Annotated in this window: 14 protein-coding genes; 12 read left to right on the top strand and 2 right to left on the bottom strand. The window is 43.7% G+C overall.

Going from position 1 to position 18025, the window contains the following annotated elements; genetic code table 11:
- The first annotated feature begins 62 nt into the window (after positions 1-62).
- The 12 genes from AC4OGX_RS04220 to AC4OGX_RS04165 all read left to right on the top strand — a co-directional run bounded on the left by AC4OGX_RS04220 (position 63) and on the right by AC4OGX_RS04165 (position 16616).
- Entirely contained in the window at positions 63-764 is a 702-nt protein-coding gene (locus AC4OGX_RS04220; protein ID WP_493328669.1) for a carbohydrate ABC transporter permease, read from the top strand.
- A gap of 13 nt (positions 765-777) precedes the next feature.
- Entirely contained in the window at positions 778-960 is a 183-nt protein-coding gene (locus AC4OGX_RS04215) for a hypothetical protein (protein WP_493328667.1), read from the top strand.
- On the top strand, positions 957-1790 hold the full coding sequence (locus AC4OGX_RS04210) for a carbohydrate ABC transporter permease (protein WP_493328666.1): 834 nt from the start codon (positions 957-959) through the stop codon (positions 1788-1790). The genes AC4OGX_RS04215 and AC4OGX_RS04210 overlap by 4 nt, the downstream gene beginning before the upstream one ends.
- 64 nt (positions 1791-1854) lie before the next feature.
- On the top strand, positions 1855-4356 hold the full coding sequence (locus tag AC4OGX_RS04205; RefSeq protein WP_493328664.1) for a glycoside hydrolase family 2 protein: 2502 nt from the start codon (positions 1855-1857) through the stop codon (positions 4354-4356).
- A gap of 19 nt (positions 4357-4375) precedes the next feature.
- Positions 4376-7528, top strand: coding sequence for an alpha-mannosidase (locus tag AC4OGX_RS04200; protein ID WP_493328663.1), 3153 nt, complete (start codon positions 4376-4378; stop codon positions 7526-7528).
- Positions 7529-7545: 17 nt separating this feature from the next.
- Entirely contained in the window at positions 7546-9981 is a 2436-nt protein-coding gene (locus tag AC4OGX_RS04195; RefSeq protein ID WP_493328661.1) for an alpha-mannosidase, read from the top strand.
- 1 nt (position 9982) lies between these two features.
- The gene (locus tag AC4OGX_RS04190) at positions 9983-12241 is read left to right on the top strand and encodes a pyruvate formate lyase family protein (protein WP_493328660.1); all 2259 of its coding nucleotides are present in this window, start codon (positions 9983-9985) and stop codon (positions 12239-12241) included.
- Positions 12242-12268: 27 nt separating this feature from the next.
- Positions 12269-13144 carry a glycyl-radical enzyme activating protein gene (locus AC4OGX_RS04185; protein WP_493328659.1) on the top strand — a complete coding sequence of 292 codons (876 nt, stop codon included), beginning with the start codon at positions 12269-12271 and terminating at the stop codon, positions 13142-13144.
- A gap of 22 nt (positions 13145-13166) precedes the next feature.
- On the top strand, positions 13167-14111 hold the full coding sequence (locus AC4OGX_RS04180) for an ROK family protein (RefSeq protein WP_493328702.1): 945 nt from the start codon (positions 13167-13169) through the stop codon (positions 14109-14111).
- Positions 14108-14746, top strand: coding sequence for a D-sedoheptulose-7-phosphate isomerase (locus AC4OGX_RS04175; protein WP_493328658.1), 639 nt, complete (start codon positions 14108-14110; stop codon positions 14744-14746). The genes AC4OGX_RS04180 and AC4OGX_RS04175 overlap by 4 nt, the downstream gene beginning before the upstream one ends.
- Positions 14747-14779: 33 nt before the next feature.
- A complete protein-coding gene (locus tag AC4OGX_RS04170) occupies positions 14780-15808 on the top strand; it encodes a uroporphyrinogen decarboxylase family protein (RefSeq protein ID WP_493328657.1) in 1029 nt (342 codons plus the stop codon).
- A gap of 121 nt (positions 15809-15929) precedes the next feature.
- Positions 15930-16616 (top strand): D-lyxose/D-mannose family sugar isomerase, encoded by a 687-nt coding sequence (locus AC4OGX_RS04165; protein WP_493328656.1) that lies wholly within the window; start codon positions 15930-15932, stop codon positions 16614-16616.
- Between the two features lie 87 nt (positions 16617-16703).
- Here AC4OGX_RS04165 and AC4OGX_RS04160 read toward each other — a convergent pair whose 3' ends face one another.
- Positions 16704-17636, bottom strand: coding sequence for a glycosyltransferase family 2 protein (locus AC4OGX_RS04160; protein ID WP_493328655.1), 933 nt, complete (start codon positions 17634-17636; stop codon positions 16704-16706).
- Positions 17629-18021, bottom strand: a complete 393-nt coding sequence (locus AC4OGX_RS04155) for a GtrA family protein (protein WP_493328654.1) — start codon at positions 18019-18021, stop codon at positions 17629-17631. The genes AC4OGX_RS04160 and AC4OGX_RS04155 overlap by 8 nt, the downstream gene beginning before the upstream one ends.
- Positions 18022-18025: the final 4 nt, after the last annotated feature.

The raw sequence follows: 18025 nt of genomic DNA, 5'->3' as shown, positions 1-18025 counted from the left end.
ACATGCCCCAATCGTGGATCAGGAGTGATTTTCCATCCATTTTCTAAAAGGAAGGGAAAATTATGCATCAGAGTAAAAAAAGGGAGAAAAAACTGTTGCCGTATTTATTTATGCTGCCTGCAATTGTAATTTTTCTGTTTGTTTATGCAGGACCAATGCTGGCAACGTTTGTTCTGGGATTTACTGATTGGAATGGAATCAGCCCCAGCTTTGAGTTTATCGGTCTTAAAAATTTTATCAGAGTATTTACAGACAAGAGCCTCCAGGAGCCACTTATTAATACCTTTGAGTTTACGATTCTTACAGTAGTAATTCAGGGGATACTGGCACTGCTTTTAGCAGTAGCGCTTAATAAGGGTTTTCGGGGAAGGAACTTCTTTAGGACAGTCCTTTTCCTTCCATGTGTTGTTTCTATGGTTGCAGTTGGTTATGCATGGTCGTTGATTTTTAATCCGGTCATGGGACCGCTGGGGCTTTTGGCAGATCATTTTGGGTGGCAGTTCCTGGCAAATATCAAATGGCTTTCAGACCCACAGATTGTACTGTATTCCATTGTCCTGGTCAATGTCTGGCAGTGGACCGGATACAATATGGTGATCTACCTGGCTGGACTTCAGTCCATCCCAACGCATTTATACGAAGCGGCATCCATAGATGGAGCCAATAAGGTACATCAATTCTTTAAAATTACTCTGCCGCTCGTAGCACCTTCCATTACGATTAATGTTGTCTTGTCCACCATGGGGGGGACTCAAGGCTTTTGATCTGATGTACGTTATGACAAATGGCGGACCCGGACATGCAAGTGAAACTTTTGCGATGGCTAGTGTGGATGCATTTTTCAGACAGAAAAACGCGGGCTTAGGATCAGCAATGGCATTTCTGATGTTTATTATGATTTTACTTGTTTCCGTTGTTCAGAATAGACTGCTGAGTAAAAGGGAGGTGGATGTCTTATGATCACCAATAATAGCAGATTAAGAAAAGTTTTAAAGCTACTGGTTTTGGGGATCATAGCAGCACTGGTGCTTGCACCAATTTTGATCGTAGTGGTGATATCGTTTAAAACAGAACCAGAATTTATGAAGTCGAATTTCCTGCCTACTTTTCCACTTCATTTTGAGAACTATATAAAGGTTTGGAAAGATGCACAGATACCGAAGGTAACCTTCACAAGCCTTACAATTACCCTGTGCTCTGTGTTAGGACAGGTATTTGCAGGATCACTGGCTGCTTATGCACTTACAAGTATGAAGTTTAAACATGCAAAGATTTATTCATCGCTGTTTTTGATTCCTATGGTATTTTCGATTCAGACAGTGATATTTCCGCTGTTTCTAATCTATAAGGAAGTACATTTATTAAATACCAAAACAGGGCTGGTCATTATTTACATAGCAACGGGGCTTGCCACCTGCATTTTCATATTTACAAAATTCATGCAGTCAGTTTCAAAGGAAATTATTGAATCGGCACAGATAGACGGTGCAGGGCATTTCAGGACATATTTCCAGATCATGCTGCCGCTGACAAAAGCACAGATTTCTACGATTGCCATCATTAATGGTCTGGGAGTATGGAATGATTTCTTCCTTCCACTGATGATGTTTACAGATGGCAGTATAAAGACTCTGCCTTTGAGTATGTACACATTTACGACAGAATATGGACTAAAATGGACGCTCGTAAGTGCAGATATTGTATTTATGCTGCTCCCAATGGTGATTATTTATCTGCTTCTGCAGAAGTATATTATTGAAGGTGTTGCGGCAGGAGCAGTTAAAGGCTAAGAAATATAAGAAAGTTTGAGGGATAAGAGATATGATTTACCATTTGTCTGAGTGTGAATGGAAAGTGAAAGGATATTACCCCTGGGTACCATTAAAGGACCGCAGCATGGAGACTGGAAAAGAACTCCAGGGGATTACAGACTGGATAGATGCAGCTGTACCTGGAGGAGTCCATTACGATTTATATAAAGCAGGTCTGATCCCATATCCGTATAAAGATATGGAAAGCTTAAAATGTGAGTGGGTAGAAAACCGTTGGTGGCTGTACCGGACCGTGATCCATAGAGAGAATATCAAAGGACGGTATCAGTCATTGGTGTTAGAGGGAATTGATTATCAAGCGGTGATTTATATAAATGGAAAGGAATGCTGCCGTCACGAAGGCATGTATGAGCCTATCGTTATTGATATTTCTAAGGAGGTGGTTTCAGGAGATGATCTGGAGTTGAAGATACTTCTTATGCATGCACCGGATGAAATGGGACAGATCGGCATGACATCACAGACGTATACACAGAAAAGCCGTTTTAACTATAAATGGGATTTTTCGACCAGACTGGTCAATCTGGGGATCTGGAAGGATTGTTATATTAGAGTTGAAGAGGAGGCTTTGTGGGAATCCCCCTATCTTTATACTGATTATCAGCAGGGAAAAGGATACGTCCATTTTTCTGCCGGAATAAGACGGAGGGGGTATGAAGCAGAAGGCTGTGAGGCTGTTATTACTTTGATTGACGAAAAGGGAGAGGTAAGACAGACACTTCCAATAACAGGGAATCAGGTATCAGGCACGTTTGTAGTAGAAGATCCTGCTCTGTGGTATCCCAACGGATATGGAACTCAGGAGCTGTATCAGATTCGAATGGAATTGAAAAAGGGGACAAGGCTTCTGGATAGTTATGAGCAGGAAATAGGTATCAGAAGTATAGAGTACAGGACAAACGAGGGAAGCACGGAATCTGCGCTGCCGTATACTTTATGCATCAATCATGTTCCGATCTATGTTAAGGGAGTGAATATGACGCCTCTTGACCACATTTATGGAAATGTAAAAAAAGAACATTACGAGTATATCGTTAAGATGATGAAGAACATGAATGTTAACCTGGTCCGTGTATGGGGCGGCGGGCTGATAGAGAAAGAGATTTTCTATCAGCTGTGCAGCAGGTATGGAATTATGGTATGGCAGGAGTTTATCCAGTCCAGCTCGGGAATTGATAACATTCCATCAAAACGTCCTGAGTTTTTGAATCTTCTTAAAAAGACTGCAGAGTCAGCAGTAAAATCGCTGAGATCCTATACGTCCCTGACTGTATGGAGCGGTGGAAATGAATTGACAGATGAACATTTTGTACCTTCCGGGTATGAAGATGAGAATATCTCTATGCTGAAACAGACTGTGGAATTACTGGATCCACAGAGGATTTTTCTTCCAACTTCTGCTTCGGGGCCGCGGGAGTTTGTGACCAGAGAAAAGGGGGTCAGCCATGATGTCCATGGAAACTGGAATTATATGGGCAACCCCGGCCATTACGAATTATATGCTGATTCGGACAGTCTCTTCCACAGTGAATTTGGTACAGAGGGAATGTGTTCTGTAAGAAGTCTGAACAGATTTCTGTCTGAGGAATATCAGACCCTGGGACCGGCAGAGCATAATATGGCATACCGTCATCATGGGGAATGGTGGTGTACATACGAGCGGGATCAGAAAATATTCGGGACACGTAAAAATATGGATCAGCTGGTAAAGTGCAGCCAATGGATGCAGGCAGAAGGGCTCCGCTACATTCTGGAATCAAACCGGAGACGGAAATTTAAAAACAGCGGCAGTATCATCTGGCAGATCAATGAACCATGGCCGAATGTATTTTGTACAAGCCTGGCAGATTATTATCTGGAGCCTAAGATGGCTTACTATTGGAGCAAAAAAGCATTTTCTGATCTGTCGGTATCTTTGGACTACCGCAGGCTGGATTATCAGCCAGGGGAAAAGTTTAAGGGGACAGTATATGTGGGGAAGGAAAAGCCGGAAGCGCAGATGGACTACAGCCTGGAAATAAGAGTCCTTGGAATGGATGGGAATGTGATTTTCGAGGAGACATGCGAGGGGGCAGCAGTATGTACAAGAACACAGAGAGCAGCAGAACTGGAGTTTCAACTGCCGGAGGATATGTCGGATATGTTTGCGGTAAAGCTGATTGTGTGGATGAAAGAACAGAAGATGGAGAATATCTATTTCTTCTCTTGTGGAAATGCAGAGCCGTATTCGCACGCACTTCTGCTTGGAAATGGAGACCTTGAGGTCAAGGTGCAGGAATCAGGAAAAGGAGTCGTAAAAGCAAGGCTTAGAAACAGTGGTACAGTTCCATTGCTGCATATTTATCCGTATTGCAGCGAAGATTTTGACTTGCTGTGTGATGACAGCTATTTCACACTTTTTCCGGAGGAGACAAAAGAAATTATTATAAAATATTCGCCGAAGTTTGAATCAGGTTTCTTAAATAATGAGTTAACTTATCAGTCAGAATTACCGAAGATCAAGTTTGACTGTTTTAACATTTAATATGCAGGAGAGATGATAAATGGACAGATATATTTTAGAAAAGCTGACACACCGCATACAGGAGCTGGAAGGCTGGATCGTGAAAGATTCACAGCAGATAACCTCTCTGTGCTATATAAAAGAGGATAATACAAACTTTTGCAGGACCGGCTATGACGATTCTGACTGGGATGGCCTCAATTCCGGGCAGCAGTGGGATGGGCATGACAGCATAATCTGGATACGGGGAAAAGTCGAAATACCAAAGTATCTAAGAGGTAAGGAACTGGATCTGCGGGTGGAGGCCGGGCCGAAGGAATCTATGGAGATCAAGGCGGAGGCTTTGCTTTATGTGGATGGTGAAGAAACCTGTGCCTTCGATAACTGGCATCCTCGGATGCGGCTTGACAAAGAGCTGGCTGAGAGAGAAGAATTTTCCATTGCTCTTTGCGTGTGGTCGGGGATGAATGAGCCGGGGCAGAACAGGCATTTTGAGGGTATCTGGCTGGAACATGTAGATGAGATTACAGAAAAGTATTATTTCCTGACAAAGATTCTCTTGGAGACAATCAAGGAACTTGATGAACAGGATTACCGAAGGATTGCATTGATTCAGATGCTGGATCGCAGTCTGCTGTATATCGATTATCTAAAGGAAGGAAGCGAAGCATTCTATCAGAGTATTGGCAAGGCTTATGAAGAGCTTTCCGCGAATCTGGAAAGCTCGTTTACGGCAGAGGGAAAAAAGCCTGTAGTTGCAGTCTGCGGGCATACGCATATTGATATGGCATGGCTTTGGAGGCTGTGCCATACAACTGATAAAGGCGCCAGAAGCTTTTCTACGGTCCTACATCTTATGAAAAGATATCCGGAATATAAATTTTCGCAGAGCTCTCCACTGCTTTACGAGTTGATTAGGGAAAAATATCCGAAATTGTATGAAAGAATACGTGACAGGATTCGGGAGGGCAGATGGGAGATCACGGGCGGCATGTGGGTAGAACCGGACACCAACATTCCGGGCGGTGAATCTCTGGTGCGTCAGCTATTACTGGGGAAACGGTACATAAAGAAGGAGTTTGGAAAAGAGACTACAGTTTTATGGCTCCCTGATGTATTTGGTTATTCATGGGCGCTGCCCCAAATTCTCAAAAAAAGCGGGATTCGCCTGTTCTGGACCAACAAGATGAGCTGGAACCAGTACAATAAGATTCCTTACGATACGTTTCAATGGAAAGGGCTTGATGGTACAACGCTTCTCACACAGCTCGGAACCTGTCCTGAGAAGGGGGTAACATGGGGAAGCACATATAATGGTGTAATCGCGCCATGGGAAATAAAGGGGACCTGGGATAAATATCAGCAGAAGGATCTGAATCAGGAAGTGCTGATGCCATTTGGCTGGGGGGATGGGGGAGGAGGCCCGACCAGAGAAATGTTAGAAGCCTATGACGTGATGCAGGATCTGCCGGGGCTCCCAAAAGTAAAAATGAAACATATTGAGGAATTTGCCGAAGATCTGGAAAAAAATTTAGATGACAAAGAAGTACCGGTTTGGGATGGCGAACTGTACTTTGAATTTCACAGAGGAACCTATACTTCCCAGGCATTTATAAAAAGGGAGAACCGGAAAGCTGAGATTTTTTATCATGATATTGAATTATTTTCGGCGCTTTGCGATACGCTGAACAAAAAAAGGGCGTATCCTTCTCGTGAGCTTGAGAAAAATTGGAAAAGGATCTGCACCAATCAGTTTCATGATATCATACCAGGTTCCAGTATTGTGGAGGTTTATGAAGATGCTGCAGAGTCTTACCGGGAGATTAGGGAAGAGGGAAACCTTCTCTTAACGCGTCCGCTTCATGACATCGCCGGCAGTATAAAAATGCAGGCGGAGGGAATTGTTGTATTCAATTCGCTTCCCTGGGAGCGCAGTGGTATTTTTACCATAGAAGAGGTACATAGGGACAGGATACTGACGGATGGAGAAAAAGAAGTCCCAGTCCAATATAGGCAAAGTGATGGGAAAATCTATGCAGAGTATCTGGCAGAACATATTCCGGCATGCGGTTATAAGTCATTGACTTGGAAAAGTGTGGACACACAGCAGGAGGAAAAAGTCCAGAACCCTCCAGAGTGGGATGGAATTCTGGAATCCGTGTTCTATAGGATCGAGTTTAATGAATCAGGACAGATTGTCAGAATTTATGACAAAGAATTTAAAAGAGAGGTGCTGTCTGGTGGCGGTCTGGGAAATGAACTCTGCGTATTTGAAGATAAGCCTCATCAGTTCGAAGCATGGAATACGGAGATTTATGCTTATCAGAAGCATAAAAGCATCACAGAACTGGAACAGGCAGAGATCACAGAGGAGGGAAGGTTAAAGAAAGCTGTCCGCTTTAAATATCGGTTTGGAAATTCTACGATCCGGCAGAAGATAACGGTATTTCAGGACAGCAGAGAAATCCGCTTTGATACAAGGTGTGACTGGCATGAAAAGCGTGCACTTCTAAAGACTTCCTTTGATGTGGACATAAGATCAACCCAGGCGGTCTATGATATTCAGTTCGGAAACCTGCAAAGGCCCACGCATTCTAATACAAGCTGGGACTATGCACAGTTTGAAGTCTGTGCACATAAATGGGCAGACCTGTCGGAAGGAAATTACGGCGTCACGCTGATGAACGATTGTAAATACGGATATGACATCAAAGGCAGTAAAATGCGTCTCACTCTGATTAAGACCTCCTCATATCCTGATCCAAAAGCAGATCAGGGGGAGCATATCTTTTCCTATGCATTGCTGCCCCATGGTTCTTCCTGGAAAGAAGCAAAGAGTCATAAAAGGGCATACGAATTTAATTATCCACTATATGTAAAAGCGGTAAAACAGAATTTTAAAGGAAGTCTGCCGGAACGCTTTTCCTTTGTCTGGACAGATCAGGATCATATTGTAATAGAAACAATAAAAAGGGCAGAGGACGGAGACGGCTGGATCATACGGGCATATGAATGTATGCAGTACAGGGGAAAGGTTTTGTTTTATTTTGGACGGAAACTAAAAAGTGCAGTAGAGTGCAATCTTATGGAGGAAGAAACCGGCACTGTTGAAACAGCCGATAACTATTTGTCCAGCGAAATGACACCATATGAAATAAAGACCTTTAAGGTAACTTTTATAGATGAGATATAGTAAGGGGTAAAGACAGTATGGAGAAGAAATTGATCATGATAGGACATGGACATTTGGATCCGGTATGGCTATGGGGATGGCAGGAAGGAATGCAGGAGATAAAGGCTACCTTCCGGTCTGCACTTGACCGGATGGAGGAGTACGAAGATTTTGTATTCACATGCAGTTCAGCAGCATTTTATGAATTTATAGAAAAAAATGATCCTAAGATGTTCGAAGAAATTAAAAAACGCGTGGAAGAAGGCCGTTGGAATATTGTGGGAGGGTGGTGGATAGAACCGGACTGTAACATTCCCTGTGGTGAGTCATTTGCCCGCCAGGCATTAAGTGCACAGCAATATTATCGGGAAAAATTTGGCATATACGCCCGGACCGGATTCTGTCCGGATAGTTTTGGACATGCAGGGACACTTCCTATGCTTCTGCATAAAAGCAGAATGAGGAACTATATTTTTATGCGTCCAATGCCAGGGGAGAAGCCTCTTCCGGGAGAAACGTTTGACTGGTATGCACCTGATGGTTCCGTGGTACGTTCATCACGAATCCCATATGAATATCTGAGCTGGGAGGAAGGACTTAATAATCATATCAAACGGTGTATGGATGCCATAAAAGAACCTTTGAACACAGGCATGTGCTTTTATGGAGTCGGAAATCACGGCGGAGGTCCTACCCGGGCAAATCTGGATTGTATAAATAGCATTCAAAATGAAGGGGACATGGATATCATATACGGGACAGTAGAGGAATTTTTCCATATGGAAAATAAAACGGGCAGGTATCCGGCAGTGGAAGAAGAACTGCAGTATCATTCACCCGGGTGTTACAGTGCGTGCAGCATGGTAAAAAAGTATAACAGGAAGTCAGAAAACAGCCTCATCAAATCAGAAGCTTTCTGCAGTTTTTCTGATATGGAGCATCTGTATCCTTATCCGGATAATTTCGATGAGGCCTGGAAAAAGGTATTGTTTAACCAGTTCCATGATATTCTGGCAGGAACATGTATTGCATCAGCCTATGAGCAGGTGAGAGACTGCTATGGGTATGCATTGACAATAAGTGCCCAGAACAGGAACCATGCCGTTCAATCTGTGGCCTGGAACATCAATATACCAATGGAGCAAGACATGCTTCCGGTAGTACTCTTTCATTCACATTCATATGAAGCCATTGTTCCGGCAGAGGTTGAATTTCAGGGGACGGATGATGTGGAAAAGGTATTAGACATAAACGGTGAGAGCATTCCCTTTGCCGTAATTCCAGAGGAATCTCTGGCGGGAAGAAGAACCCGGATCGTATTTCAGGCATCCGTTCCTTCTATGGGATATTGTGTATACCGTGTATATCGTAATAAGAGGCGTCGAAAGTATACTGAAACACAAAAAATAAACGACAGGCTCAGCATTGAAAACGAATATTTAAGATTGACTTTTGAAAAGGATGGAAACGGAGGGATCGACAGTATATACGATAAAAAGAATGATGTGTACATCAGTCAGACAGGACTGGGAAGACCGGTGGTTATTGACGATGAGGGAAGTGACACATGGGCTCATGATGTTTATCAGTTCCGCAAAGTATGTGGAGAATTCTGCCGGATAAGCGCAGAATTGTTAGAGAGTAATGACATCCGCCAGGCTGTCCGGGTCACGAGTGCATATGGATTATCTGTCATGGTTCAGGACTTTTATTTATACTATGGCAGCAGGGAAGTCAGAGTATCTGCAAAACTTAAGTGGCAGGAAAAAGGTAAGATAGCGAAGTTATATTTCTACCCGGATACAATTTTTAACCGCTGTACCTATGAAATTCCGTACGGGAAACAAGAAAGAGCGGTGAATGGAAACGAAGTCTGCGGGCAGAGATGGCTGGATTACGCAGGGGTTGATCATAAAAGTGGAATTCCCTATGGCCTTGGACTTGTCAATGACGGACAGTACAGTTTCAGTGCAGAGCATAACTTATTCAGCATGACCATAGCCCGTTCTGCCGTATATGCCCACCATAAACCAGAGCAGCTCCCAGACGAAGAAAAACGACGTTATATGGACATAGGTGAAAATGAATTTCGATATATTCTTGTGCCGTATAAAGGAAAATTTGAGGACAGCGGAATTGTCCGATGTGCTGAAGAATTGAATTCACCCCTGGAAATTCTTGTGGAGGCGTATCATGAAGGAAATCTGCCAATGTGCAGAAGCTATTTAAAGATCCGGGACGAGGGTATCACGATTACAGCATTAAAAAAGGCAGAATGCAAAAAAGGGTACGTGGTCAGGCTGCAGGAGCTTTATGGGAATGCAGTGAAAACAGAGCTGGTGCTTGCGGAAGGAAAAGCAGCATTTCCACTGGAATTTCTTCCGAATGAAGTGAAAAGTGTCTGGATTTATGAAACCCGGGACGGAGAGGGGTGGCAGATCCAGGAAACAGATTTCTTAGAAATGGAGGAATGATATGTTTACGATCATGAATGAGAGCATGCTTTCAACGGATGAAAAAATCCTGCTGATGAAAAGATTTACGGATACCTATAAGGAATATGAAAATGCACCTGCAGCGATCAGAGAAGCAATGTGTCTGAAAGTACAATTTCCGGCTGTTATGGGGAAGATGTCCGGGGAGGATCTGTTTGCAGGGAGACTGGGGGCAGTTCCAATAGGATTCAATCCACAGGAAGAATGCCAGCAGCTGGGATATTATTACGATGAATATCATTTCCAGAAGATCATGGACGAAGATATTACCCCGGCACAGAGAAGAACTATGGAAGAACTGCGCAGGTTTTGGGAAAACAATCATACAATACGAAAAATAAAGGATTCCTATGGAAGGGAACTTGGCAAGGCAATCCCAGATAAGTTTTACCCATACGAGAGAGCTGCTGCATATGCTCTTTACCGGATCTCAGGAACTCAGATGAACTTTGGATATCTTTTGGAATATGGGGTGGATGGCCTTAAGGGCAGATTGGAAGAGAAGAAAAAGCAGGGTGATGAAGAGGCAGCAGCTCTTTATGAGGGGATGCAGACGGCCCTGGATATTCTATCAGATACCTGCTTGTATTACAGAAAGATGGTATTGGAAATGCTGGAGCATACCGAAGACCGGGCACGTGTGAGGCACCTGGAAGAGCTGACAGAGGCCCTGGACAACATCAGCAGAAAAAAGCCGGCCACCTTTATGGAAGCAATTCAGTTAGTAATATTGTATTGGCTGTTATCAGGAAGTCTTAATCTCGGAAGAATGGACACTTACCTGGCATCTTATTATGTCAGGGATGTGGACAGCGGAAGAATCAGTGAGGAGCGGGCACTTGAACTGCTCAAGGGGATGTGGCGTGCACTTTCCCTTCGTAACAAACCATATGATACACGTGTGGTAATCGGAGGAAAGGGGAGAAAGAATAAAGAGGCAGCAGACCGGTTTTGCATATTGGCGGTCAAGGCAACACTGGAAAGGATGGATGTAGTTCCGCAGCTCACACTGCGGTTCTCAGAAGAAACACCTGAAAAGGTTATGGAAATAGCATATGAAGCCATTGGGAAAGGGGCGACTTTTCCAATGCTTTACTGTGATGAGGTAAATATACCTGCCGTACAGAAGGCCTTTCAAGTAGACTTAGAAACGGCACAGGATTACTGCCCTTACGGATGTGGGGAATATGTGATTTATCATCAGAGCATAGGAACGCCGAGTGGCCTGATTAATCTTCTCAAGGTTTTGGAGGTTACCCTCAATAACGGACATGACATACATACAGATGAACAACTGGCACCGGAGTGGGGGAGTATTGAGGAATACGCTTCTTTTGAAGAGCTGCTGGAGGTTTATAAGAAACAGTGCGAATATTTCCTTAAATATCTGGCAGTCCAGGAAGAAAAGGAGTACGAAGCTGCAGGCAGAGAGTGCGCCTTTCTATATTTCAGTCTGTTGTATGATGACTGCATAGAGCGGGGCCGCTCCTTGTTGAATGGAGGGGCGCGCTATCTCGGAGGAACACTGGAATCCTATGGAAATGTGAATACGGCAGACAGCCTGACAGCAATCAAGAAGCTTGTCTATGAAGAGAAGAAAATTCGGCCGGATACTCTTATCAAAGCCTTAAAGAGTGATTTCCGTGGATATGAAGAGGTCCGTGATATGCTGCTTTTAGCGCCTAAATATGGGAATGATGATGATACAGCGGATGAGATGGCGGTAACGGTACATGAGCATATCTGCAGGGCTGCATCAGAGGCCGGAAGAAAATATACGAATCTGTCCAGCTACCTGATCGTTATTATAAATAATAATGCCAATACTGTATTAGGGAAACATACATCTGCCTCAGCAGACGGGCGTATGGCGCATACGTTTATGTCTAATGCAAATAATCCGTTCAATGGAAATGATACCAAAGGACTGACAGCACTATTGAATTCACTGGTGAAATTAGATCCCTCGATTCATGCGGGCTGTGTTCAAAATATGAAGTTTTCTAAACAGATGTTTCTTGAACATCCTGATAAAGTCAAGGCAATGCTTAAGGTTTATTTCCAATCGGGGGGAAGCCAGGCAATGATCAGCACTGTTGGACGTATGGATCTGGAAAATGCCGTGTCAGAGCCTGAGAAATATAAGAATTTGTTAGTAAGGGTAGGCGGATTCAGTGCAAGGTTTATAGAGCTTGGGGAAGAAGAACAGCGGGAAATCATTGCAAGGACTTTATATTAGAAAGAGAAGAAGCAAAGAGGTGGGAAAGTGAAAGGATGTATTTTCGATATTCAAAGATGTTGTCTGGAAGACGGACCGGGGATCAGGACTACGGTTTTTATAAAGGGGTGTAATCTCCGGTGCCGCTGGTGCCATAATCCGGAATCTTTCAGGAAAACACCTCAGCTTGTTTACGATCATTTAAAATGTACAGGATGCCGGAGGTGTGAAACAGTTTGTCAGCAGAAAGTACATACATTTAAAGATGGAAAACACAGTGTCAGCTTTCAGAAATGTATTTTATGCGGAGCCTGCTTCGAAGTCTGCAGAACAGAAGCGGTCACAAGGATCGGGGAGTGGGTGGACACGGAGGTAATTCTGAATCTTATTATGCGGGACAAAAGGTATTATGACCAAAGCGGAGGGGGAGTTACATTTTCCGGAGGAGAGCCGACGGTCCAATACGAATTCCTGATGACTCTGCTTGAGGGCTGTAAGAAGCTGGGAATTTCTACAGCAGTAGAGACCAATGGCATTGGAGAGCGGGAGCAGTTTGAGGAGCTGATCAAAGTAACAGATTTATTTCTGGTGGATTTTAAGATATCTGATCCATGCAGGCATATCAAATACACGGGACAGAGTAATGAAAGCGTCTTCCGGCTTTTATCTATACTGACGGCAGCAGGAAAAGATGTCATACTTAGATGTCCGGTCATACCCGGTATCAATGATGACGTCGGACAGATGGAGATGATTAAACAAGTAGCATACGATTTTCCGTGCATCAGTAGTGTTGAAGTTATGCCATATCACAGTACTGGCAGCAGGAAATGGGAAAAAATTGGGCTTGATTACACTTTAAAGGACTTAAAGTCTATGGAAAGAGATAAGAAAACAGAATGGGAAAAAATGATTCGGGGTTGAGAATGGGAAAAAATTATTAGGAATTGATATTGGAGGCACAAAATGTGCAGTCCTTCACGGAGAGTATAATGGAGAGAATCTTCAGGTTACAGCCAAAGAGGTTTTTGAAACGGGCAGATATCATGATCCGATGAGTGCACTTGAGAAAATGGCAGAGATTATTCAAAAGACTGCCGGGGACAAACTCTGCTCTTATGAAGGGCTTGGAATTAGCTGCGGCGGCCCGTTAGACAGCGCTGCGGGATGTATCATGTCGCCGCCGAATCTGCCGGGCTGGGATCATGTTATGGCAGTAGATTATTTTAAGAAGAGGTTTGCAATTCCCGTTTATCTTCAGAATGATGCAAATGCAGGGGCACTTGCAGAGTGGAGATTTGGTGCAGGCAGAGGGCTGTCAAATCTAATCTTCCTGACCTGTGGAACGGGATTAGGCGCCGGGTTAATCTTAAATGGAAGGCTCTATACTGGAATGGATGATATGGCTGGTGAGGCCGGGCATGTGAGATTGTCGGAGTTTGGTCCCGTGGGCTATGGAAAATGTGGAAGTTTCGAAGGCTTCTGCAGTGGTGCCGGAATCGCCCGCTTAGCAGAGCTCAAGGTGATGGAGTACAAGCAGATGGGAAAGAGACACCCTTTGATGGAAAACAGTATCACGGCTAAAAAGGTTTTTCAGCTTGCAGAAGGGGGCGATGAATTATGTAAGGAAATCTGCCGGACAGCAGGGGAGTATCTGGGGCGGGGGATGGCAGTCCTGATCGATATACTGAATCCGCAGGCGATTATCGGCGGCAGCGTATTTGCCAGGAATTATGAACTACTGATGCCGTTTGTAAAAAGTGTGATAGAGAAAGAATGTATTCCAAAAGCTGCACAAAGCTGCAAGATACTACCCGCAATGCTTTCAGAATCTATTGGGGATATGGCGGCATTGGCGGTGGCCTTAGGCGTGGGAGGAAAAGGAAATTGAAAGAGAAGACAAGAGAAATATTGAAGGCACTGTATATAGAGTTTCCTGAACTTCAAATGATTTCACAGGAGATGGAAGGGGCTTTAAACCTTCTTATCAAAGGTTATCAATATGGTAATAAACTATTGGTTTGTGGAAACGGAGGCAGCGCTGCTGATTCGGAGCATATTGTTGGAGAGTTGATGAAAGGATTTCGATTAAAAAGACCACTTCCTGAGACTCTTAGAAAAGAAATCGAGTTTCAAAGCACGGGTGAAAATTTGGCAGACCATCTAGAGGAACCTCTCCCTGCTATTTCTTTGACGGCCCATACGGCACTTTCAACTGCATTTAATAATGATGTATCTGCAGAAACGGTTTTTGCCCAGCAGGTACTGGGGTACGGAAAAGAGGGTGATATACTGCTTGGCATTAGTACTTCTGGTAATTCCTCAAATGTTGTGAATGCGGTGAAGGTGGCAAAAGCGCTGCGTATGAAGACAATCGGATTAACAGGTGTGCAGGGCGGAAGACTAAAGGAGCTGTGTGATATCACAATCATGGTGCCGGAAGAGGAGACGTACAGGGTGCAGGAATTACACCTGCCGGTTTATCATGCACTGTGTGCTGCGGTTGAGTATGAAAATTTTGGATAGCTGATAAAAAATTGTGCTAATATATGAATGTATATGGAAAGGGAAAAAATGAATGCGAGAGAAAAAGTATTAAGGATTTTTGAAAGAAAAGAAGCTCCAAAAGGAGCTATGTGGACAGGGCATCCAAGTGATGAGATCATTCCTATTCTTGCACAGGCATGGGGAATAGAACCGGACAGAGAGGCTATTTTTAACTATCTGAATGATGATGTCCGCTGGATTGGAGGTGTGAACTGCTATCAGGCGCCGGATGGAAGACCGGCACTGGATCCTTTTTGGAATATGGAGAAGGGGATATCCTTAAGTTGTCCGGGATGTTTTGCTGACTGTGAAACAATTCGCGAAGTAGAGGCATATCCATGGCCGGATGTCAAATATTTTGATTTTTCCGGGGTAATTGCAGAGATGGATCAGCATCAGGATAAAATGATATTAGGAGGTATATGGAGCGGTTTTTTCCAGGATCTGTGTAATTTTTTTGGTATGGAAAATTATTTTGTTAAAATGTATACAGATCCGGAAGTTGTAGATGCCGCTACAGAGCATATCGTAGATTTTTATGTAGCAGCTAATGACAAAATGCTGACAGAAACAAAAGACCGTTCAGATGTAATGTTTATAGGGAATGATTTCGGGACACAGAGAAATTTGATGATTTCACCGGAGATGTTCAGAAGATTTGTGATGCCTTCGCTGAAACGATTGATTGATGTAGGAAAAAAACATAATAAAAAGGTAATGGTGCATTCCTGTGGATCCATTTATCAGATTATACCGGATCTGATTGATGCAGGTGTCGATATTCTCCATCCGCTGCAGGCACAAGCCTTTGGAATGAGTGCCCTGGAATTAAAACAGTACAAGAATGATATCGCTTTTGTAGGAGGGATCGATGCCCAGTCGTTCTTTGTAAATTCAACTCCCAGACAGATTAAGGACGAGGTACATAGGGTCAGGGATATTTTGGGCCCGGGGCTGGTAGTGTCGCCAAGCCATGAGGAATTGCTGCCGAATGTTCCGCCTGAAAATATTCTTGCTATGGCTGAGGCTGCCAGGGAATAGGTTATACCCGAAGGGCATGTGTTACAGTGTGCCCTTTGGGGATATATTCTGTGACATAGGAATAATAAGCTGGACGAGGCTATAAAAAACAGTCAATATAGTATGGAAAGGAAAATGTAAAATGAAGAGATCTCAAATTAACAAAGCTATACGTGAAATGGAAGAACTGACGAAAGCACATGGAATGCAGCTGCCTTTGTTTTGTTCTTTTTCTCCTGATGAATGGGAATCGTTAGGTGAGGAATATGATGAGATACGTGATAATGGATTAGGATGGGATATCACAGATTATGGCACAGGTGATTTTGAAAAAACAGGATTTGCACTGGTTACCCTTCGGAATGGGAATCTAAAAAATCCTAAGTATACAAAGACGTATGCGGAGAAGCTTTTGATGTTAAAAGAGGGACAGCATTCCCCTATGCATTTTCACTGGAAAAAGATGGAGGATATCATTAACAGAGGCGGCGGTACGGTCTTGATCCGGGTCTATAATTCCACAGAAGATGGAGAACTGGCAGATACCCCTGTGGACATCCATCGTGATGGGCAGAGATTAACCGTGCAGGCGGGAACACAGATTGAGCTAAAGCCAGGTGAAAGTATTACCATATATCCGTATATGTATCATGACTTTGATGTGAAACATGGGACGGGCGACGTACTTCTTGGAGAAGTGTCGATGTGCAATGATGATGAAACAGACAATCGTTTTTATGAGAAGGTGGGACGTTTCCCCAAAATAGAGGAGGATGAAAAACCATACCGTCTCCTTTGTAATGAATATCCGGGGGCAAATAAAATGTAGGATGACATTTTATGTTTTATAAAGGATTGCTGACAATCTTTATAGATTAGAAACAGCAATCCTTTATAAGTGACTGGTTCTCCTTCTTTAAAACCCTTCCTCTCTCTTCACAATATAAAGCGGCCTCTTTTTCGTCTCCATATAATCCTTGGAAACATACTGTCCCAGCACGGAGATAAACAGAAGCTGTATCCCATTGAGTACCAGGATGAGCAGCACGATCAGCATGATCCCGCTGATGGCATATCCAAAGAAAACCGCCCGAACAGCCGCCGCGATGCCAAGCAGGACAGCGATGCCCAGCAGAATGCTCCCGGTCGTCCCGGCCAGTGTGACAGGCGCAGTGGAGAAAGAGAAAATTCCGTCCAGGGCATAACGGAACAGACTCTTGAAATTCCATTTACTGTCCCCTGCGGCACGCTCTACATTATGGAAAGGGATCCATTTCGTATCAAAACCGATAAAGGAAAAAATCCCCTTCATATAACGGTTATACTCTTTAAATTCCAGGATCGAATCCGCCATTGCGCGGTTCATCATCCGAAAATCACCGGCTCCGTCACTCATGTTCAGGTCGCACAGCTTGTTAATGATCTTATAGAAGCTTCGTGACAGGAAATTGCGGATCTTCCCCTCCCCATCCCTGTCTTCCCGAAATCCGGCACAGCAGTCGTAGCCTTCATTTTTCAGGACGTGGTACATTTCCTTTAAGAGAGACGGCGGATGCTGCAGATCCGCGTCCATGAACACACAGTAATCTCCACCGGCATGCTGCAGCCCCGCATACATGGCAGCTTCTTTTCCGAAATTCCGGGAAAAGGATAAGTATTTACAGCGCTTGTCCTTATAAGCCAGGCTTTCCAGGATATCCGGGGTATGATCTCTGCTTCCGTCATCTATAAAAATAAACTCACATTCCGCGGTTTTAATCTCACTGACCGCCTTTGCTGTTTCCTGATAAAACATGAGAAGCACCTGTTCTTCGTTGTAGCAGGGGACGATAATACTGATTTTATCCATGGTTAGGTTCCTCCTTATGAAAAATCTTATATTTGCATAACACATAATTTGACAATACCGTAATGATACTTACCACCACTTTAGAAGGAAGCGGAGGAATATTAAGGAAGCTGACGGATACCCAGAGCAGTATGTTTTCGGCCAGCAGGGTCAAAAATCGCAGGAAGACAAAGGAGCAGAATTCCTGAAAAACATGTCCTTTTGAATGGAATACCCATCTGCGGTTCATGATATAAGCCGTCAGTACAGCACCGATCCATGCAAAAGTATTTGCAGCTAAATACTCCATTTTCAGCATAAGAAGTATAAAGTATATAATATAGTTTACCAGAGTGGTGGCTCCGCCGCTTACGCAGTAGCAGAACAGTTCTTTTTTTGATTTCATTTGT

This window comes from Faecalicatena sp. (assembly GCF_058819085.1).
Note: the sequence above shows the minus strand (reverse complement) of the source record. Positions and strands in the feature narration are given on the sequence as shown.